This is a genomic window from Cupriavidus sp. USMAA2-4 (genome assembly GCF_001854305.1).
Lineage (GTDB): Bacteria > Pseudomonadota > Gammaproteobacteria > Burkholderiales > Burkholderiaceae > Cupriavidus > Cupriavidus malaysiensis.
In genome coordinates this window covers 1-17043 of record NZ_CP017748.1, presented here as the reverse complement: position 1 = coordinate 17043, position 17043 = coordinate 1, and the positions used below count along the sequence as shown (strand labels likewise).

General features: G+C 65.3%; 27 protein-coding genes. 3 read left to right on the top strand and 24 right to left on the bottom strand.

Annotation, left to right across the window (positions count from 1 at the left end):
- Nucleotides 1–15: 15 nt before the first annotated feature.
- From BKK79_RS00110 to BKK79_RS40005, 9 genes are all read right to left on the bottom strand, one after another.
- The gene (locus tag BKK79_RS00110; RefSeq protein ID WP_157128310.1) at nucleotides 16–273 is read right to left on the bottom strand and encodes a hypothetical protein; all 258 of its coding nucleotides are present in this window, start codon (nucleotides 271–273) and stop codon (nucleotides 16–18) included.
- Entirely contained in the window at nucleotides 263–751 is a 489-nt protein-coding gene (locus BKK79_RS00105; protein WP_071036663.1) for a hypothetical protein, read from the bottom strand. The genes BKK79_RS00110 and BKK79_RS00105 overlap by 11 nt, the downstream gene beginning before the upstream one ends.
- A gap of 62 nt (nucleotides 752–813) precedes the next feature.
- Nucleotides 814–2256 (bottom strand): GDSL-type esterase/lipase family protein, encoded by a 1443-nt coding sequence (locus BKK79_RS00100; RefSeq protein ID WP_071036662.1) that lies wholly within the window; start codon nucleotides 2254–2256, stop codon nucleotides 814–816.
- A gap of 15 nt (nucleotides 2257–2271) precedes the next feature.
- The gene (locus BKK79_RS00095; protein ID WP_071036661.1) at nucleotides 2272–2658 is read right to left on the bottom strand and encodes a hypothetical protein; all 387 of its coding nucleotides are present in this window, start codon (nucleotides 2656–2658) and stop codon (nucleotides 2272–2274) included.
- A gap of 71 nt (nucleotides 2659–2729) precedes the next feature.
- Nucleotides 2730–3065: a DUF6527 family protein gene (locus BKK79_RS00090; protein ID WP_071036656.1), complete on the bottom strand. Its 336-nt coding sequence runs from the start codon at nucleotides 3063–3065 to the stop codon at nucleotides 2730–2732.
- A complete protein-coding gene (locus tag BKK79_RS00085) occupies nucleotides 3062–3544 on the bottom strand; it encodes a glycoside hydrolase family 24 protein (protein WP_071036654.1) in 483 nt (160 codons plus the stop codon). Before BKK79_RS00085 ends, BKK79_RS00090 begins: the two co-directional genes overlap by 4 nt.
- The gene (locus tag BKK79_RS00080; protein ID WP_071036652.1) at nucleotides 3534–3980 is read right to left on the bottom strand and encodes a hypothetical protein; all 447 of its coding nucleotides are present in this window, start codon (nucleotides 3978–3980) and stop codon (nucleotides 3534–3536) included. Before BKK79_RS00080 ends, BKK79_RS00085 begins: the two co-directional genes overlap by 11 nt.
- 85 nt (nucleotides 3981–4065) lie before the next feature.
- Nucleotides 4066–4248: a hypothetical protein gene (locus tag BKK79_RS00075; protein ID WP_071036650.1), complete on the bottom strand. Its 183-nt coding sequence runs from the start codon at nucleotides 4246–4248 to the stop codon at nucleotides 4066–4068.
- 53 nt (nucleotides 4249–4301) lie between these two features.
- Nucleotides 4302–6038 (bottom strand): phage tail protein, encoded by a 1737-nt coding sequence (locus BKK79_RS40005; protein ID WP_157128309.1) that lies wholly within the window; start codon nucleotides 6036–6038, stop codon nucleotides 4302–4304.
- Between the two features lie 129 nt (nucleotides 6039–6167).
- On the opposite strand from BKK79_RS40005, the gene BKK79_RS40000 reads away from it, so the two are divergent.
- Entirely contained in the window at nucleotides 6168–6830 is a 663-nt protein-coding gene (locus tag BKK79_RS40000; RefSeq protein ID WP_157128308.1) for a hypothetical protein, read from the top strand.
- Between the two features lie 224 nt (nucleotides 6831–7054).
- Here BKK79_RS40000 and BKK79_RS00065 read toward each other — a convergent pair whose 3' ends face one another.
- The 11 genes from BKK79_RS00065 to BKK79_RS39985 all read right to left on the bottom strand — a co-directional run bounded on the left by BKK79_RS00065 (nucleotide 7055) and on the right by BKK79_RS39985 (nucleotide 12103).
- Entirely contained in the window at nucleotides 7055–7387 is a 333-nt protein-coding gene (locus BKK79_RS00065; RefSeq protein ID WP_071036648.1) for a hypothetical protein, read from the bottom strand.
- Between the two features lie 163 nt (nucleotides 7388–7550).
- Nucleotides 7551–8543 carry a phage head spike fiber domain-containing protein gene (locus tag BKK79_RS00060; RefSeq protein ID WP_071036646.1) on the bottom strand — a complete coding sequence of 331 codons (993 nt, stop codon included), beginning with the start codon at nucleotides 8541–8543 and terminating at the stop codon, nucleotides 7551–7553.
- 208 nt (nucleotides 8544–8751) lie between these two features.
- The gene (locus tag BKK79_RS42220; protein WP_442873237.1) at nucleotides 8752–9129 is read right to left on the bottom strand and encodes a spike base protein, RCAP_Rcc01079 family; all 378 of its coding nucleotides are present in this window, start codon (nucleotides 9127–9129) and stop codon (nucleotides 8752–8754) included.
- Nucleotides 9021–9776, bottom strand: coding sequence for a hypothetical protein (locus BKK79_RS00050; RefSeq protein ID WP_071036644.1), 756 nt, complete (start codon nucleotides 9774–9776; stop codon nucleotides 9021–9023). The genes BKK79_RS42220 and BKK79_RS00050 overlap by 109 nt, the downstream gene beginning before the upstream one ends.
- 95 nt (nucleotides 9777–9871) lie before the next feature.
- Nucleotides 9872–10237: a baseplate J/gp47 family protein gene (locus BKK79_RS41900; protein WP_250637829.1), complete on the bottom strand. Its 366-nt coding sequence runs from the start codon at nucleotides 10235–10237 to the stop codon at nucleotides 9872–9874.
- A gap of 23 nt (nucleotides 10238–10260) precedes the next feature.
- Nucleotides 10261–10914, bottom strand: a complete 654-nt coding sequence (locus BKK79_RS41895) for a baseplate J/gp47 family protein (protein WP_071036643.1) — start codon at nucleotides 10912–10914, stop codon at nucleotides 10261–10263.
- Nucleotides 10915–10923: 9 nt separating this feature from the next.
- Nucleotides 10924–11259: a phage tail protein gene (locus BKK79_RS00035; RefSeq protein ID WP_071036641.1), complete on the bottom strand. Its 336-nt coding sequence runs from the start codon at nucleotides 11257–11259 to the stop codon at nucleotides 10924–10926.
- Between the two features lie 31 nt (nucleotides 11260–11290).
- Nucleotides 11291–11443, bottom strand: coding sequence for a hypothetical protein (locus BKK79_RS39990; RefSeq protein ID WP_157128306.1), 153 nt, complete (start codon nucleotides 11441–11443; stop codon nucleotides 11291–11293).
- 141 nt (nucleotides 11444–11584) lie between these two features.
- Complete coding sequence (locus BKK79_RS42215) at nucleotides 11585–11746, bottom strand: hypothetical protein (protein ID WP_442873236.1); 162 nt, start codon at nucleotides 11744–11746, stop codon at nucleotides 11585–11587.
- A gap of 28 nt (nucleotides 11747–11774) precedes the next feature.
- A complete protein-coding gene (locus BKK79_RS00030) occupies nucleotides 11775–11960 on the bottom strand; it encodes a hypothetical protein (RefSeq protein WP_071036639.1) in 186 nt (61 codons plus the stop codon).
- Entirely contained in the window at nucleotides 11957–12103 is a 147-nt protein-coding gene (locus BKK79_RS39985; protein ID WP_157128305.1) for a hypothetical protein, read from the bottom strand. The genes BKK79_RS00030 and BKK79_RS39985 overlap by 4 nt, the downstream gene beginning before the upstream one ends.
- Before the next feature lie 496 nt (nucleotides 12104–12599).
- Here BKK79_RS39985 and BKK79_RS39980 point away from each other — a divergent pair, with 496 nt between their 5' ends.
- Nucleotides 12600–12962, top strand: a complete 363-nt coding sequence (locus tag BKK79_RS39980; protein WP_157128304.1) for a hypothetical protein — start codon at nucleotides 12600–12602, stop codon at nucleotides 12960–12962.
- A gap of 166 nt (nucleotides 12963–13128) precedes the next feature.
- On the opposite strand, the gene BKK79_RS00020 is transcribed toward BKK79_RS39980, so the two are convergent.
- Nucleotides 13129–14049 carry a hypothetical protein gene (locus BKK79_RS00020; protein WP_232346236.1) on the bottom strand — a complete coding sequence of 307 codons (921 nt, stop codon included), beginning with the start codon at nucleotides 14047–14049 and terminating at the stop codon, nucleotides 13129–13131.
- A 336-nt stretch (nucleotides 14050–14385) separates the two neighbouring features.
- Between BKK79_RS00020 and BKK79_RS00015 the strand changes: the two genes are divergently transcribed.
- Entirely contained in the window at nucleotides 14386–14841 is a 456-nt protein-coding gene (locus tag BKK79_RS00015) for a hypothetical protein (protein WP_071036636.1), read from the top strand.
- A gap of 143 nt (nucleotides 14842–14984) precedes the next feature.
- On the opposite strand, the gene BKK79_RS00010 is transcribed toward BKK79_RS00015, so the two are convergent.
- The 3 genes from BKK79_RS00010 to BKK79_RS39975 all read right to left on the bottom strand — a co-directional run bounded on the left by BKK79_RS00010 (nucleotide 14985) and on the right by BKK79_RS39975 (nucleotide 17021).
- A complete protein-coding gene (locus BKK79_RS00010) occupies nucleotides 14985–15485 on the bottom strand; it encodes a hypothetical protein (protein WP_071036631.1) in 501 nt (166 codons plus the stop codon).
- Nucleotides 15486–16407: 922 nt separating this feature from the next.
- Nucleotides 16408–16842 (bottom strand): hypothetical protein, encoded by a 435-nt coding sequence (locus BKK79_RS00005; RefSeq protein ID WP_071036623.1) that lies wholly within the window; start codon nucleotides 16840–16842, stop codon nucleotides 16408–16410.
- 35 nt (nucleotides 16843–16877) lie between these two features.
- Complete coding sequence (locus BKK79_RS39975; RefSeq protein WP_157128452.1) at nucleotides 16878–17021, bottom strand: hypothetical protein; 144 nt, start codon at nucleotides 17019–17021, stop codon at nucleotides 16878–16880.
- Nucleotides 17022–17043: the final 22 nt, after the last annotated feature.

Genomic DNA, 17043 nt, shown 5'->3' with positions numbered 1-17043 from the left:
GCGGGATGGGACTGCTCAGAAAATCCAGCTGGCACCGACCATGAGGCGGCCGGCGCGGTCGAAGGTGGCGGTGATCTGGGTGGAAGGCGGGATCTCGACGAAGGCGCGGCAGCAGCCGGTGACGTGCAGGTTCTGGTCGAACAGCGGCACGACCTGGACGTGCTCGACCGCCGCGCAGCCGGGCAGCAGCAGAAGTGCCGCAAGGACCGCAAAATTGCGATATTTCGCAACTTCGCAATTCGCGCCGGCGGCCGCCACGCGGCTACGTCGCATGGTGGATCACCTCCCCCGGTGTGAACTGATAGCCCTCGCGGCCGAACTTCTGCGCCAGCCACAGGGGGAACGGCAGCGCGTGGATGCCCGCGTCTTTGCCGGTGTGATGCTGGCGGCAGAGCAGCAGCCCGTTCACCGTCATGTCGTCGACGAAGGTGTACGGGTCGGCCGGGTCGAAGGCGGCCCAGTCGAACGCCGCGGCGTGCGGCCCGAGCGCGCCGGCGCGCGCGGCGGCCTGCACCGCCGGCCAGTCGATCATGTTGGCGAGCGACCGCTCGATCGGGTGGTGATGGGCCTCCAGCGGCTGGCCGCTCTCCTGCGCTGTGGCGCCGCAGACGTAGCAGCGGCCGCCCTCGCGAGCGATCAGCTGCTTCTTCGTGCGTTCGAACAGCGCCGTGGTGGCACGTGGCTCGTGCCCGGGCAGCAGCACGTCGACCGCCAGGGTCTCTTTCTCTTCGTGGGTGTCGGTGACGGCCATGAGGGCCTCCAGAAAAGCAAAAGCCCCGCGCGCGGCGGGGCTTGGGGTGCAGGTGGTGCAGGTCAGACTGCGGGCGGCGAGATCACCCGGAATGCCAACTGGGCGATGTCCACCGAGATCGGCTGCGTGTTGCCGCCCGCGCTCGAGGCGCCGATCAGGACCGACACGTTGGCGGCGCCAGCCGGCACGAGCAGGCGCTCGCAGATGATCCCGCTCTCGGACGCGCCGGTATTCGTCTGGCGCAGGTAGGCCGTGCTGATGGTCTGGCTCCAACTGGCGTTCTGCCACGCCACACCCAGCATCTGGCCGAACGGCCCCGTGATGGCGTCCGCCGTGCCCCAGGTCACCGCCGGCGTGCTCGCGCGCAGGCGGCAGCTCACCTCGATCACACTGCCGGCCACGACGCCGCCGAACGCCAGCGACGACGCGCCGACCGCCCCGGCGTTCGCCGGGCGCGTGAAGCGTTGCCAATTGCCCAGGCACTGGCCATCGTTGACAAGCAGGCCCGTCACGCCGCTGGCCAACTGCACGCCATCGGCCACCGACGTGCTGCCACTTCCCGAGTTGAACAGGCCGTTTTGCAGCAGATTAGCCGGGTCCGAGTTGTAGGTGACCAGCCAGGGCGGCGTGTCCTTCTTTGCCGCGGCGTTGAACTTCGGGTCGGCCAGGACATAGGCCGCCAGCGCGCCGCTGCCGAGCACGGTCGGGTGCGTCCCGTCGAAGGTGTATGCCGCCTTCAGGAATGCCGGGTTGTTCGGATCTTGGAAAGCCGCATTGCAGTCGACCAGCGGGAAGCCGTACTGCGCCTGCATCTGGTAGACGAGCGCGTTCCAGGCGTTGATGCCAGTCTGGCTGCCCGGCACGTTGCCGCGCGGCGGAATGGTCCACAAGATCGGCTGGATGCCGGCAGCGATCAGCTGCCGGATCATCGTCGTCACGGCGGCGAAGCCGCTCGCAATCTCCGCCGACGAGTTGTAGTTGTTCGAGCCGCATGCGATGACGCACGACTTGGGCAGCGGATTCATCGCCAGCACCTGCGGCAGTTGCGACGCCAGCGCTTGTTCCGCAGTCGAGCCGGACACAGCGAAGTCGGCACCGTAGCGGTAGCGGTACGTCTGCCCGCTCAGGTAGCACAGATCGCGCAGCCAGTTCGTCAGGCCCGAGTAGGCGATCGCCGAGATGCTGTCTCCGACGCCAACGATGCCAACCTTCTGCCCGGCGAACGACATCGACGCCGTGACGATTGCGGCAGCTGCCTGCGCCGCGGCGACTGCTTCCACGTCGGCCGGGCTGAGTTCGCCGGCCGCGACGAACAGACTCCACTGCAGCGGCGTGATGTCCGGCTGGGCGCCGACGCTCGGCATCAAGGCGATGTACGCCGATCCGTTGTAGGTCACACAGTCGTTAACCGCATATGTCGCGGTCGTCGACCAGGCGCCACGCGGCTTGATGCCTGCACCGGGCGGCCCTTGTAGGCCAGGCGTGCTTGCCAGGATCACGGTCATGAATGCTCCGGAAGATCAAGGTGAAGGGGTTACGCTGGGCGCCAGGAAGATCTGGCCCTCGAGGTACTTGGTGAGGCCGCCGTCGACCGCCTCGATGAACAGGTCATAGACGCCGAACGGGAACACACCCGATTGAGGCAATGCGTACCCTTGAGGCACGTAGAGCGCAGTCTTTGCACCGGGCACGGCCCAATTCAGTTGGCCCAAGGGGCCATCGAGCACCATCACTCCGGTCCTCGTGGACAGGTCAATCAGGGTTGCCCGGCTTGACTGGTACGCACGGCACTTGAGGTAGACATGGCAGCCGGTCAGGTCCAGCGGTGTTCTGTCGTCGTTCTGCAGAACCAGCTGGACGTTCCAATCGGCGCCCTGGTCAATCAGGAAATCCAAGCGATCAGCCATAGGGGTCCAGGATGAAGAAAGCCCCGCGCGCGGCGGGGCCTGGGGTGTGGAGGGGGCAGATGGGAGAGGCCTCAGCCCCACCTGTCTGGGAAGGCGACCATCGGCACTGTCTGGCCGGCCAGCGCATGCGTGCAGTCACCCAGGTACTGGATCTGCCCGTCCGTCACGAACGTGTGGCAGACCTCCGGCGGATCGCCGTCCATCGGCACAAAGGCCGGGTCGACCGCGCGGCCAGTGCGCACCAGCACGCTCGGCGTAAAGGTCGGCCGCTCGGCGTGGCCGTTCCAACCCCACCGCGGCCCCGGCCCGGCGCCGTACTGGATCGAATGCGAGACGCCGCAACCCGGGCACCAGAAGGACAGCACTCCGGGCGCAAGCTCGCGCAGGACGTTGGAGAGGGCCGTCATGCGAGCACCCCACCCGCCTGCAGGTAGATACCGCGCAAGTAGTCGAGCGAATGTTCGTTCTGCCCGTAGCCGGCGCCCGGCAGGCTTGCCCATATGTTGCGCACGCGGGACACTGCCTCGTCGAAGCGACCCGCAGTGATCAACTGCAGCGCCAAGCGTTCGCGGATCTGCTGTACCGCAATACGGTCCTGCGCCACCGGGCCGAAGTCCGTCAGTCCCAACTGGCGCCTGTAGATGTCATACCAGCGCGCGAGAACCTGGTAGCGGCCGGCCGCCGTCGAAGACAGACCCGCTCGGATCAGCACCAGTTGCCGCGGATGGTCGGCATAACTGCGAAACAGCTTCGGCGCAGCCGGTGTGCTACCCACAAGGACGTTGTAGCCATTATCCGACTTGGCGATGAGTGCCCGGCCAAGCTCGGCGACGGCAATCATGTCCAGGAAGGGCCGGATGTTCGGGGTATCCATGTCACCCGGCATGGCTCTCTCCTGCCACCGCTTCCTTGGCATCGGCCACCAGCTCGGCGATGTCCTTGCCCCGGCGCTTCTCGAACCACCGCACGACGGCGCCGATCACCCACCAGGCCGGCAGGCCGGCGATGACCAGGAACGGCGCGCCGGCATAGAGCACGCCGAATTCCGGCGGGAGGCCGAAGGTCGTGCCCATGGCACGCGCCGACGTGAACAGATCCGGCACCTTGGCGTTGACGTAGGCCACCAGCGCCGGGCCGAAGACGATCGACGCCAGGACGGACGAGACGAGCCGGGCGAACCCTTCCCGCTTTGTCTTCGGCCAGAGCACCATGAAGCCCAGCGCGGCCGCGACGGCGCCGGCGCCGATCTGAAGGCCGAAGAGTTTGGCGGTGGCGCTGACAGCTGCGCCGGTTGCGACGGTGCCGCTGATTGGTTCGGACATTTGACCCCCGGAAATGAAAAAGCCCGCGCGAGGCGGGCATGAGAAGACCGCTTGGAGGCGGCTTGTGTCGTTCGAATCAGCCGGGCTACTTGGTCGGCACCGGCATCCCAGACCGCGCCAACTCTGGCAGCGACTCGTAGAATGCGGCCCACCGCGCGTCGCTCGCATCGATCTCGCCCAGGTTGGCGAACACCGAATCGGCTTGCGGGGACGCGAAGTAAGACACGATCGTCAACTGAGTGCTGTCGGAGAACTGGACTTTGAGCATAGCCGCCCCATCTGCGGCAGATATGGCCGCGGTCTCATTTGATGTGCTCATAATCAGAAGGTGTACTGCGTGATGTTGACCGCGCCAATCGCACCGCTTCCAGTATTGGTGTAATAGGTGGTCTGCGGAGTCTGAATGAGCACGTCGCTAAGTGACACGTTAATTCCGGCGCCGTTTGCCGGCGATGTCTGACTGATGAAACGTTGCCCAACTTGTCCGGTATTGGCAGCGACAGTAAGGAATGAACCGACCCCAGCAGTCACATTGGAAGTCGTTCCAGTAGCCGTCCAAGTACGTGCATTCGCAGGGACTGCCGCGGCAATGTTCAGCGCGGCAGGCGTCGACACGGTCGCAGTCGTGCTGAGCACCTGGATCGGCGCGAAATACACGCTGCGATCTATCTGTGCAGCGGCTGCGAACTGTCCGCCCGCGTTCGTCGGCCAAACGGATACCAGCGCCGATGCCGTGTATCCGGCGGGCATGTTGGCACCCCCGTAGACATTGGGGGCGGCAGCGGCCGTAGCATTGCTCGCCAGCAGCGCGCTACCTCCCGTCGCGGGGTTGTAGATCGCGTAGAGCGCCACGTACCCATTGGCCGGCGGCGATCCCGTGTCCATCCCACCGGCCCCCGTCGCGGCCAGGTTGATCGTCTTGTTGAAGTTGGCTAGGCAGTAGCGTGCACCGCCGAGTGCCGACTCGACGATGATCTCGTCCGCCGTCAGCGTCGCCGTCGCGGACGCCGCAGCAACGTTCATCTTCAGATTGCGCACCTGGCCAACAACGCCGGCCGCCTGCACCACTGTCACGGCGTGGCTGCTCTGCGTCCCCGGCGTGACCTGCAGCGCCCCGCCTGTGCATTCGATCAGCACCCACGAGGCGATGTCTGCCCGGTAGACGACTTGGCAACGCCCCGCGGCAATAATCTCGCCGCCCTGCAGCGCGCTGTGCGCGCCGCCAACCAGCGGTACCGCGCCCAGCCCATTGACGTTCAGCGTCGACGCGCCGGTGTTGCTGGTCTTCGCCTTGAACCACAGCACCATGCCATCGGCCAGCGCGGTGATGGCCGGGCTGTAGCTCACGGCGTAGACGTTGGCCGCGCCGGTGTCGGCGGCGACCGTCATCGCGCTCTGCTGAATCGCGTGCACCAGATCGGTTGGCAGAATCGGCGCGTTGGCCGCCTGGCTGATGTTCGCCGCGGCGATGGTGCTCTGGCCGTTGGCCACCGTGACCACCCACAAGCCCGTGTAGCCGGCGTCGGCCGCCGGCGTCGTCTGCGTTCCACTCGGCGCGGCCACGCCGGGCTTCACCGAGATGTTGACAATGCCCTTGCGCACGGTCGCTTGCTGGGCACCCGTATTGCCTGGCCCGGACCAGGCCTGCGCCGGGTTGCTCGCGTTGTAGTACGGCAGCGCCACCAGCCCAGAGTCGCTGTCGAGGTAGGTTGCCTGGATCAGGTAGTTGACGCTCTGGCCGGCCGTCGCCGGCGCCGGGCAGCTCAGCGTGACAGCATCCAGTGAGATGCCCTGCTTCAGGATGTTGTGTGTCGAGTCGGCAGCCAGCGACGAGTAGGCCGTCGCATCCAGCGCCGCGAGCGCATACATTTCGCCCGGGCTCACACTCACCTGCAGCGACGCAGGGCTGGTGGGCACGCAGGCGAGGCCATTTACGATCGTGGCCGAGCCCAGCATGGCTGCCGCCAGCTTGGCGAGCGCCACCATGGTGTTACGGTTGGTGTTCAGCAGATCCGTTTCAAGGGGGATCTGCCCCGGATATACAATCTGGCGGTCCATTCGGGCTCCGAAAAAAAGCTCGCCGGGTGGCGGGCTCCTATAATTAGTCAGAATTACTATTAACGCGCTGGTCCATGCCTTTAGTTCCGCGTAGCCATCAAAGACGAGCCGACCAACAAGGAGATTTCAATGAAAATAATGACTATTAATGAAGCAGTGATGGATTATGCCGAGAGAAAAAGCAAAGAGGTCGCCGCGAAATTTCTGCGCTCGGTGAGGTTAGTCTACGGCTTATCAGAGAGGGGCAACCCAATTGGGATGGCTTCCTGCATACTTTTGATGATTGATGGTCACCACATCATCTTAACCGCCGCCCACGCAGCCGACATCACAACCAGCGGGAAATCACCCCTCTACATCGCGGGCGAGAACAAGCTCATAAAAATAGAAGGCGAGATTTACACCACAGCGGCACCGGATGGAAATAGAGCCAAAGACAATATGGATTTTGCATTCAAGATCCTCTCAACAAGTGAAGTCAGTTCACTTGGAGACGTCGATTTTATCGAGGCAAACTCCGTCTCAATGAATCAAGGAAGCTTGGAGGGAAGAGCCTTCTTGGCGCTAGGATATCCATGCTCAAAAAACAAAGAGGCGAGCCCAAGAGCGAAAGAAATTGTTAGCGCCGCCTGGAATTACCAGTACATAATTCCAAACTCAAAAGAAAAGATACAAGACTTGCAGATTGACTCCGCAGAGCATTTCACTTCCCATATGGAAAACACGTCGGAGACTACAACGGGAACAAAATCAATGGAGTGTCACCAAAAGGAGCAAGCGGGGGTGCATTAATTGACCTCGGAATATTTCAACCAGGCGACATTTCGCCTGACGCAGTAATGCGCGGGCGCCTGGCAGGAATGTTCATTGCTTTAAAAGAAGGAAAGAAAATGGAGTTTGTGAAGATCCAACCGATTCTTCATGGAATCCGCAGCAAACTGGCGCGCCATCATTCAAGTACGCCCTAATCATCTACCAACTATGACTTGCCGGGCTAGGAACTCCTACCTCCCACATCACGCCCACACCCGATACGGCGTCGCAGGCAGTGGTTCGATCAACATGCCGTCCAGCGCTCCCTGCTCGCTCACGGACAGCGGCCGATCCAACCGCAGATTGACGTGCCAGCCTGGCACCGCCGTCGGCGCCGTGATCACCGTGCCGTCCGCCCCCCACTCGCCGCCCTCGTAGATCGTGCCGATGGTCGAGATGTTGACGCCCTCGGCGGGCATGCGCTGAGTCTGACCGTCCTCGCCAGGCACATCGACCGTGAGACCGGCGGCCAGCAGCGCCGCGCGTGTAGTGTCGCGATCGGGACCACGCAAGTAGTAGTCGAAGTAGGTCGTCATGATGTCAGGGCCTGCAGTTCGGTGTTCGAGAGACGGCGCGGGAAGTAGCGAACGTTCCGCAACCAGCCGTTTAGCCAGCCGGGATTTCCACTGAATCGACCAAGCCGCATTTCCGTCAGGCCAGACGGGCTCCCGGATGTGCCGCTTGCCACGGCTCCTCCGTTCAAGCAGATGGCGTCGTTCTGCCCTGCGCCATAGGCAAATGCCACCTTCGTCGCCGCTCCGACCGTAAGCGCGTTGGCCGTTGAGAGCTGCCCGGGATTGGTCGTCCCTTTGCGGTACAGAATGGCTGCGCCTGTCGGGCGACACCGACGGCCAAATAGTTGTTCAGCGCGGAATCGCCTAGCGTGACGACGCCCTGCCCTACATCCCCCGTTACGCCCGCCGTGAGCCGAGGAACCATGAACTCGGCAAACACCGTGCCCTCGCTAACATTGAACCCGATCTTGGACAGATCGCTGATCGTGGCATTCTCGGCAGCGCGCGTAGCCTGCGCGCCCTGCGTCGGCACGTAGCTGCCTGCGTATGCCCCGGCTCTGATCTGATAACCAGTGACCTTGAATGTGCGTGGGGTATTCGTCGAGTACTTGACAACGCCGAGGTTTGGCCCCGGAGATGCAGGCGTCGTGAGCGTTCCGGACACCCGATAGACGCCATCCCGAAGCGCCTTGACCGTGAAGCTGTTCGGCCCGATTGTCGAGCTTCCAAGGACCATGGCGAAGTCATTCGACACATCCGCACCAGTTGCCGCCCCGAACGACGGCGCAGCCCCGTCATCCATCTTCACGAAGACTGAGACGGTATATTGCGTGCTTGCGCTGAGCGTCACAGCTTTGTAGGCGTAGGCGTGGTTCGTCCCATCCCAGCCAACGGCAATTCCGGACGAGAAGTATCCAAGCAAGCTCAGCGATGCTGCGGTGATCGGACCACCGCGCGTCGGCGCATCGCTGGTACCGTTCGGGAATTCCGAGTAGGTGCAGAGATTGGCCATCGATTCCTCGATCGGCATCCCCAACGCCACCAACGTGCTCGGGTCATATTCGAATCGCGGCACACCGGCCGCCACTGGCACCAGCACCCCACCATTGCTGTAGGTCCAGGCGCTCGACGCACGCGCAAAGGTGACGAGGTCACCGAAATTTCGATTGAAGAGCATCCGTCATCCCTTGATCTTGAAACGCCGGTGGTGCCATACAGCCACGTCGGATCGTCGGTCCACGCCTGGTAGGACTGCATGAGGAAGTCCAGCACAAGGGTCGGCTGGTTGACTCCCAGGAAGTCCAGCGAAAGCGTGCCGGCGGAGAGGTCGCTCGCGTCGTAGCGGCCGGCGCGGCGCCCGCCCGGCCCGATCCCCAGACCGAGCCTCATAGCGCCACCAGGTCCATGGCGGTGGTACCCGTCGCGTTCACGCGCAGCGCGCGGATGGGCAGCACCTCACCCGAGAAGCAATTCTTGAACAGCACCGCCGTGCCGTCGCCGCACACCGCCACGACATCGCCGCCAGTGCCAACGCGGATACTGTTCGCCGGCCGGGCCAGATTCACGGTGTCACTCGCATGATGGTGAAATAGTCGAACGACGGGTCCGAGAGCTTTGGCGCCACGTTTTGGAAGAAGTCCTTCATGTCTTGCGCTCAGATCGATTGGTACTGCTGGTTCACGAAGTCGAGGATCACCGTCGGACCGGTGATGCCCGGGATGACCGCCGGCGGCGCTGGCAGGTTCTGCACGACGCTGGTCCATACGATGGTGCCCACCGGCTTCACGTTGTCGATCGCGGCGTAGATATCCGCATCGGCCACGCCGCCCTGGATCATCGACAGCGAGGCGCACTCGGCCTGCGACGGCGTCGCGTAGGCGGCCGTCGAGACCCCGTAGCCGGCGACGTTCGGGATGCCCGTGCCAGCTGGCCGGAAGGCGATCACGAAGGCCTGGAATGACATCGACAGCGAGCCGTAGGCGCCGGCATAGCCGTAGCCGCTCGTCGGCACGCCGTAGGCGCCCGTGTCGGCCGGCCGCGTGGGCTCGATCACCACTGGCGTGCGGCCGGTCAGGTCTTGCAGCACCCGGATCAGCCCTGCACGCGTCGCGCGTTCGCGGAACAGGTTCAGGATGATCCGAGCCCGGAACGAGTCGTCCGACTGGCTGGCCGCGCGTAGCAGACTGTCGCCGAAGAAGTCGGCCGCGATCATGTCCAGCCAGCCGTCGACGGCCGTCTTGATCCGCGTCTGCAGCCGCGCGTAGCTGATCAGGCCGTAGGCGTAGGCCGCACCATTGGCCAAGCCCTGCAGCACCCCGTTGAGGATCGGCGTGTCCGCCTCGTCGCCGAACCAGGGCGGCAGATAGCCGCGCAGCCGGCGGTAGATGTCCTGTTGGTCGCCAGTTGCCATCTACGCCACCGCGATGGTTGATGCCTTGATCGTCTGCTTGGCCGTGGCCACCAGGTCGGCCGTGTCACCGTTCAGCGTCACACCGGTGACGTTGGTCACCCCCGGCGAGGCGTCGTAGGCCACCTGAGCCAGTCGGCTGTAGGCAGCGTCATGGCCTGAGTCGAACCGTCGCGCACCAGTGCGTTGATGTAGCCAGCCAGCGCAGTCGCCACGAGCTGGCGCGTGGCCGGCCCGTCGTAGCCAGCCGCCACCGCGCAGGTCATCCCCACCGCGGCGTTCACCACCACCGGCGCGAACACCCCGAAGCTGCTGCACAGCGGCCGCACCGCGTCGATGGCATTCGCCACCGTCGCGAGAAAGGTACTGCCCGGCGCCCCACTGCCGTCGTCGACTACCACGTAGAAGTAGCCCATCTGAACCGCGCCGCCGTAGGTCTGGTTCTCGACCAGTGAGTATGTCACGCCCTGTTGCAGCGACGTGATGGCTAGCCGACGGCCGCCTTCGTCGCCTTGGACAGGCTGCGGATGTAGGCGATGAAACGCGTGCGCAGTGCCGCGTCCTTCTCAGCATCCGCGCCGTTGGCGAATGCCGCCGGGTTGGTGACCGTGTCGACACCCGGAATGGCGCCGGAGATCACCGAGACGGCGCCGGCCACCGCATTGCCCGCCGCGCCGGCGGTGACCGCGACGACGGGCACGGAAACGCTGGCGGTGCCTGCCGGCAGCACGTAGCCGCCCAATGTCCCACTGTAGGCAGGGTTGGTCGTGTCTGCAACGACCGTGTACTGCTGGGTGCCGTCCTTGGTCTGGACCGTGGCGCCGAGCGGCACCACCGCCTGCTGTGTCGGCGTGAAGCGCGCGAAGGTGACGTGGCCGGTGCCATAGGTGGCCATCAAGCGCGTCACGCCGAAGTCGCCGACCCAGCTGTCCAGGTCGGCGCCGCTCGAGGTGGCCGCCCGGGTGATCGCCAGCACCTGCAGGATGAGGCCCTGCAGCCAGATCACCACCGCAGCGTTCGCCTCGACGAACGCCCGCAGGATCGACCCGATGGTCAGGTCGACGAGCGCGCCGGCGTAGCCCTGGATGGCCGTGACGCCCTCGCGCACGAGCGTGGTGAAGTCCTTCGTGGAAATGGCCATATCAGCGGTTCACGTCAAAGCTGAGGTCACCGGCTTGCGCGTGTCGGCGCTGGTGTACCGGATCGTGATCGAGAAGCCGGTGCTGATCTGCACCAGGTCGACTTCTGGCTCGGGCAGCTTGGCCACCGCGTCTTCCATGAGCACCTGGGTGCGGATCAGCGCGCGCAGCGCCGGCAGATCAGCGTTCTGGCCGATCTTGGCTGGCAGGCCCGCGCCGTAGTCCGGGTGGAACATGTAGTCGCCCGGGTTGGTGCACAACCGGCGCACGATGCGCTGTTGCGTGCGCGTATCGCCGGCCGCCACCGCCAGGTCGCCAGTGGCGGAGACACCAAGATCCGCACCCACCCAGTGGTCGAGTCGTTCAGGAGCTTCTGGGTCATGCGACGGTGCCGGAAAGGTCGGGGCCGGATTGGACGTCGGCGTGCTGGTGCGTGTCGTCGATGCGCTTGCCGTTTGCGGTCACCTGCCCGGTGAAGTCGGTATTGCCGTTGATGCTCATGGACCGCCCGGTGCCGTTGTCGCCGGTCACGGCCCATGCCTCCCTGCCCGGTGATGGTGTTCTCGACCAGCAGCGTGCCGTCCATCTGACCGGTCGACGAAGTGATGCAGCTGCGCGTGTACTTGGCCGTCGTCTCGGCCACCACCTCGACCGTGCCGTCGTTCTTGAACTTCAAGGCCGAGCCACTGGCATGCACCACCCAGAATTCGCCGGACGGCGCGCCGGGCGGCCGGTCCGCGTCGCTGTACAGGCGCCGCAGACGTAGCCGTTCTCGATGCTGCCGCCGAAAAACTTGACCTCGACCTGGTCGCCGATGCTTGGCGGCGCGTCCATACCCAGCCGTTGCCCACCCAGGGCGACGTCACGGGCAGCCAGCCGGACAGGAACGGCGTGTCGTCTCTTCCGCGCTCGACCGGTCAACGAACTCGACGCGAGCCGATGCGGTGCCCGGGTCATAGCTGCGCACGATGCCCGCACGCGCCTCGGCGATCGCCCCGTTGGGCGAGCTGCGCCGCCAGGCCATCTGGTTGCGGATGGCTTGCATCATGGCGACGGCACCGTGTCCGGGTTGTGGTTCTTGGCCTCGACGCGCATCGCGTAGCCCGCCGTGACGCTCATCTGGCGGGTGATCGAGACCGGGTAGTAGATCTGGTCGAACTTCGTGTTGGTGCCCTCGACCAGGATCGGCATCGTCGCGGTCAGAATCTCGTCCGGCCGGCAACGTTGCCCAGAACTTCATCGTGCGAGGTGATCTCGCGGTGCAGCTCGATCGCCTTCTGGGTGGCTGTTCCTGCGTCAGCCCGGGGAAAACGAAGCTGTAGACCTGCGTGCCGCCGAACGGCGTTGCCTTCCCAGCCTGGGTCGTCTTGCCCTTGCTGGGGTAGTAGGCTGTGAAGCCGTTCTTCTGCTTGCTGTTCCAGGACCGGACCACCACACGACACCCTTCGCGACCGTCAGGCTGCGCTGGAACTGCATGTCAGTGACATTGGCCAGCCTGGACGCCCGCTCGTCGGTGGGCTGTTCCCAGCGGATGACGTAGGGTCAGCCTGCTCGGTCGGCCGCGGCTGGGAAGTACAGCGTCTTCCCGCGCACATAGCACAGGTACCCTCGTTGTTCGCCAGGTAGGTCAGCAGATCCCACTCACTGCGCTCTTCCTGCATGCGGGCATGGTCGCGCGCATAGTAGGGTGCCGACCAGCGTGGTGGTCGGCGTGACCGGTCGCCGAAAGGCCGTGCGCAGCAGCCAGCTTCTCGGCGATCTGGGACGACGTCAGGTTCTGGTACTGCATCGACGTCTTGGCGTCGATAAAGACCGCCGTCAGGTCGCGCCCGATCAGCGTCACCAGTCCGCGCGCCGGGTCGTACTCGATGTCGTCAACCCGACCGTAGATCTGGCTGGCAAGGTCGCGCTCGGTGAAGTTCTCGGAGTCTGCCGGAAAGCCGGCAACGGCTCGACGAATCCCTCGGTCAGCGCCGACAGCCAGTTGGCGTCCCGGTCCGGCGGCAGCAGCCCCTCGGCGAAATTCACCCGGAAGGTGTCCGCCTGGTAGTAGGTGTTGTTGGTCACCGTGAATCGACCCAGCCGACCACCTGCTCGTCGTTGAGGCGAAACGATCCCCCGCGGCGCCCGGGCTTCCGGGGTCGCTGGCAATGTGTTCTGCATGGGGTTCCTACGCCGTCATACGCCGCCGCTATCGTCGGCAGTGGGCGGAATCGTCACTGCTGCACACCCGATACCTGTGGGTCGCTCAGGTTGTTGGCCTTGGCCAGTCCAGTCCAGGCCATGGCATCGCCGTAGAGCTTCGACGCCATGGTCATCAGGTTGCCGCCGGCCACGGTGTCGCGGCGCGCGCTGTTGTGGATGCTGCCGATGTTGCCCTGCACCCGACCCATGACGCGGTCCAAGTTGATCAGCATCGGCAGTTGCTGCGTCGCGACCACTGCCTCGAGATCGACTGAATCTGGCGCGAAATAGGGTTGTTCGGCAGGATGCCGCCCAGGGTCGTCACGTTGATCAAGGTGTTGTTCACCTGGGCGATCGTGGTCTGGATCTCTTGCGGCAACGCCGCGATCGGCTGCAGCACGCTGTTCAGGGTCGACTGGGCCGCGCTGGCCAGGGAAGAGACCGTGGCCGAGACGCTGGGAGATGGCGCTCGTCACCGCACCGAACGCCTCAGTGATCCCGCTCAGGCCGAGCTCGTCGACCAGGCCGCCGGCCGTGTTCATGTCCTCGCTGACCAGGCTGTCGACGCTGGGCGACGCCAGCGAGCGCACCGGCTGGTTCAGGTTCTCCACCACCTCCAGCTCGATGCTGTAGGGCATCTGGTAGAAGCGCTGGAAGTCGGCGCGGAAGGTCCGAATCACCACGATGTACATCAGCTCGGACCAGCTCAGCGCCAGCGGCTGGCCCTGCTCGCACATCGTTTCCAGGTACCGGGCGCGCTGCAATGGCGACGGCCCGCGCAGCCAGCCGTCCCAGGCCTTGGGGAGGCTGAAACCACCCATCGCCTGGACCGATTTCACACCGCCGACCATGCGATGCACGACAAGGCCTGTTCGGCGCCAAACGGCAGCGGACTGTGGCACCTCGGCATCCTCGAAGTTCATGTCCCCGAGGGTGAGCTGAAAATCGGCCATCGTCGCATCCTACTTCAGGGCCGGCGGCCGCAATGCCATCGAGGCATCGAACCGCTCGGGCCGGTCAGTGGCCGGGCCAGTTCTTGGCCTGGTGGAAGGTCGTCGCCTCGGCCAGTACCCGGCTGTCCAGCTTGATGTGCTGTTGACCTGGACGGTCTGCGGCGCGGCGCCAGAAACCGGGTTGGCTGTCGCCAGCTTGTCCTTGCCGCCGGGGGCCACGGGGTCGCCGGACAACATCGTCTTTCCCGCGCGCCAGAGCCAGCCAGCATGCCGCCCGAGCCGGTATCGCGCGGGTCCAGCGAGAAGGGACTGCCGATTCCCTGCAGGCGCTGGTTCATGTCGGCGTTCTTCAGACCCCAGTCGTTGACGGCGCGGAAGAACTCGGTACCGGCGTTGAGCAGCTTCGTGACCATGGGCAGCACGCCGCGGCCCATCTCCGCCTTCATGGATTCCCAGGCGGCGATGAAATCCGCCTCGGCGCCCGGCGCAGTGTTCTTGAACTCGTCGATCGTGCCCTGCACGCCCTTGGCGTTCCTTGATCAGGTTGAAATCGCGCAGCGCCTGGGCCTGCTGGGTGGTGAAGTTCGCCGCCATGTTCGAGCCCTGGCGTTGGACACCAGGTTGTTCATGAAGGCGATCACCTGCGACTCGTCCGTCGCGCCAGCCCGCTTGGCGGCCTCGGTGCCGTACTTCATCAGCCAGGCGCCCGGATTCTCGCGCAGCATCTTCTCGTCGACGATGTTCTTCAGGGCCGTCGACTTGATCTGCTTGCCGCCACGCTGCCGCTTGTGACCTCGGTCAGCTCGGCCAGGCCCGCGTTCGCCAGGGCCGCCATGGTCTTCTTCGGCGTGCGCCCGGCAATCAGGTTCTGGTACAGCGACATCAGCGCGGTACCCGTGCGCGCACCGCCCTGCCTTGGGCCAGCGTCGCCAGCATCATGATGCCTCGTCGCTGAGGCCCTTGAATGCGGCGCCCCGGTCTTGGCCATCTGCTCGAGGTCGGTGAACTTGAGCGAGCCGCCCGAGCCCGTCACCATGCGGCTGCGCCAGGTCCAGGCCACGCAGGAAGTCCTGCGGCGTATCGGTCAGCCCGCGCATGTCGTTGAAGCGCATAATGGCGCGCACCGAGCCCTCATCGATCGCCCCGATCTTCCCGCTGAACAGGCCAGAGTTCGCCGCGTTCAGTGCAGCCAGCGTCGGCGCGACCGCTCGCGCCTTCTCGATGCCCCCGAACATGCCCACCGATTCGCGCAGCGTCTCCATCAGCTGCGCGCTCGATGCGCCGAACACCTTGGTGCCGCGCGCGAACTTCTCAGCGTCCTGGTTGACCGCCTCGCCAAGGTTGAGCGTCCGGAAGCGCGCCGCGGCGACCTGGAACTCCTTTCCGGCGTCATAGAGGGCCTTGGTCACGTACAGCGCGCCGAAGCCGGCCGCCACGGGTGCGATGGCGCCAGCCGGCGCCCGAAGCCGACAGCGCCCATCCCGAAGCCGCCCGGGCCGACATGCACGTTACCGCCGTGGCCACCGCCGAATCCCCCACCGCCGGCAACGCCCGCGCCGCCGCGACGCGGCACTCCCCGAGATGTAGCCGCCGGGCCTGGCAGCGCTGGCGGCCGCGTGCCGCCGCGGTCCGCCCCCGCCAAGGTGGCCAATGAAGGCCGACCGGGAGGCCGCCACGCCGGCCGCGTGCACGGCATTGATGCCGCGCGCGAGCTGCGCTGCCTCGCTGTTGGCCCGGCCGAAGTTGGTGGCCATGGTCCGGCTGGCCCTCGACAGCGCGCGAATGCCGCCCACGTGGGTATCCAGCTTTGGCCAGATGCGAATTCAGGTTGGCCGCCAGCGCGTCGACCTTGCGGAACTCTGCCGCCAGCTTGAGCAGACTGCGGCGGACCAGGTCGTTCAGACAGGGTGGCGCCGATCTTATAGACGTCGATCATGGTGGCCTATACTGTGCTGTCCGGACCCGCTTGCCGAATCCATGTCTTCGCTCTTCTTCCGCGCCCATGAGTGGCTTGCAGACCGCATTTCTTGGGTGCAATACCCAGGCCGCGGCAGCCACGCGCGCCGCGCCCGCCGGGTGCCGGAGAGCGAAACCGCCCATTCTGGACCGCCGCGCTCGGCGGATCACCGGGGCGATCTTCCTGGCGGTCGTCGTGTTGCCCTTCCTGGGCGGCGCACTGTCCAGCCTATTTGAGTCGCGGTCGGCGCCCAGCCGCGCCCAGCCAAGCCAAGCCGCGAGGAGCGCCCAAACCGCGACTGCAAGTTCTGGCCGACCCGAATAGCCGCCGGGCCTAGCACCGCGCGCGCGGGCACCGTCGGCGTGCCCAGCTCGTGCCACACATCTTGTCGTCGTTCGACCCTATGGCCGCCTCGTTCCCGATCGTGCGGTGCTCGATGCTGTCACGCATCTCGCCAGTCCGTTCCAGGGCGCATTCAGGCGGAAGCCGAGCCGCTTCTTCTCGGCCTCGGTCTCCGGCTTGAGCTGTTCCCATTTGGCGAACGGGCCGACCGCCGGCTGGTAGTGGCCTATCTCGGCCTTGGCGACCTTCTCGACGTCCTTGGCCGTTTCCTCGGTCAGGTGATGCGTGACCGCAGTCGACTTGGCGGCCAGCCGCGCCAGATGGTCAGCGAAGACGCCCATGTCACGGAACTCCCTCATGGCTTTCCGATCCTTGAATTCCATGGCGTTCCAGTCGTAGATAGCGCCGTCGTGCTCGCTCATGACCACGCAGGCGGCGAATCGCTCGGCGTCCGAGTAGGAAAACGCGACGTCGTAGGGCACGCCGTTCTTCACGAGCCACAGCGCCTGGCGAAACGCTGGGGCTCGGGCTAGTTTTTTGCGGATTCGACCCCGCCGCCGGCGGCGCCGGCCGTCGCCACCTGGGCGATGCCCTGCTGGACCGCGACCATGCCGGCTTCGTCCAGGCGCTGAATCAGCGCTTCGAGTTCCAGCTTACTGGTCGGCTGCAGCACCGGCTCGCCATCGACGGCTGCC

Excerpts from the sequence above, each read along its gene's own strand:
- BKK79_RS00110 (WP_157128310.1), bottom strand. The coding sequence starts at position 273 with ATGCGACGTAGCCGCGTGGCGGCCGCCGGCGCGAATTGCGAAGTTGCG.
- BKK79_RS00105 (WP_071036663.1), bottom strand. The coding sequence starts at position 751 with ATGGCCGTCACCGACACCCACGAAGAGAAAGAGACCCTGGCGGTCGAC.
- BKK79_RS00100 (WP_071036662.1), bottom strand. The coding sequence starts at position 2,256 with ATGACCGTGATCCTGGCAAGCACGCCTGGCCTACAAGGGCCGCCCGGT.
- BKK79_RS00095 (WP_071036661.1), bottom strand. The coding sequence starts at position 2,658 with ATGGCTGATCGCTTGGATTTCCTGATTGACCAGGGCGCCGATTGGAAC.
- BKK79_RS00090 (WP_071036656.1), bottom strand. The coding sequence starts at position 3,065 with ATGACGGCCCTCTCCAACGTCCTGCGCGAGCTTGCGCCCGGAGTGCTG.
- BKK79_RS00085 (WP_071036654.1), bottom strand. The coding sequence starts at position 3,544 with ATGCCGGGTGACATGGATACCCCGAACATCCGGCCCTTCCTGGACATG.
- BKK79_RS00080 (WP_071036652.1), bottom strand. The coding sequence starts at position 3,980 with ATGTCCGAACCAATCAGCGGCACCGTCGCAACCGGCGCAGCTGTCAGC.
- BKK79_RS00075 (WP_071036650.1), bottom strand. The coding sequence starts at position 4,248 with ATGCTCAAAGTCCAGTTCTCCGACAGCACTCAGTTGACGATCGTGTCT.
- BKK79_RS40005 (WP_157128309.1), bottom strand. The coding sequence starts at position 6,038 with ATGGACCGCCAGATTGTATATCCGGGGCAGATCCCCCTTGAAACGGAT.
- BKK79_RS40000 (WP_157128308.1), top strand. The coding sequence starts at position 6,168 with ATGAAAATAATGACTATTAATGAAGCAGTGATGGATTATGCCGAGAGA.
- BKK79_RS00065 (WP_071036648.1), bottom strand. The coding sequence starts at position 7,387 with ATGACGACCTACTTCGACTACTACTTGCGTGGTCCCGATCGCGACACT.
- BKK79_RS00060 (WP_071036646.1), bottom strand. The coding sequence starts at position 8,543 with ATGCTCTTCAATCGAAATTTCGGTGACCTCGTCACCTTTGCGCGTGCG.
- BKK79_RS42220 (WP_442873237.1), bottom strand. The coding sequence starts at position 9,129 with ATGGACCAGCGTCGTGCAGAACCTGCCAGCGCCGCCGGCGGTCATCCC.
- BKK79_RS00050 (WP_071036644.1), bottom strand. The coding sequence starts at position 9,776 with ATGGCAACTGGCGACCAACAGGACATCTACCGCCGGCTGCGCGGCTAT.
- BKK79_RS41895 (WP_071036643.1), bottom strand. The coding sequence starts at position 10,914 with ATGGCCATTTCCACGAAGGACTTCACCACGCTCGTGCGCGAGGGCGTC.
- BKK79_RS42215 (WP_442873236.1), bottom strand. The coding sequence starts at position 11,746 with ATGGACGCGCCGCCAAGCATCGGCGACCAGGTCGAGGTCAAGTTTTTC.
- BKK79_RS00030 (WP_071036639.1), bottom strand. The coding sequence starts at position 11,960 with ATGATGCAAGCCATCCGCAACCAGATGGCCTGGCGGCGCAGCTCGCCC.
- BKK79_RS39985 (WP_157128305.1), bottom strand. The coding sequence starts at position 12,103 with ATGCCGATCCTGGTCGAGGGCACCAACACGAAGTTCGACCAGATCTAC.
- BKK79_RS00020 (WP_232346236.1), bottom strand. The coding sequence starts at position 14,049 with ATGGCCGATTTTCAGCTCACCCTCGGGGACATGAACTTCGAGGATGCC.
- BKK79_RS00015 (WP_071036636.1), top strand. The coding sequence starts at position 14,386 with ATGTCGGCGTTCTTCAGACCCCAGTCGTTGACGGCGCGGAAGAACTCG.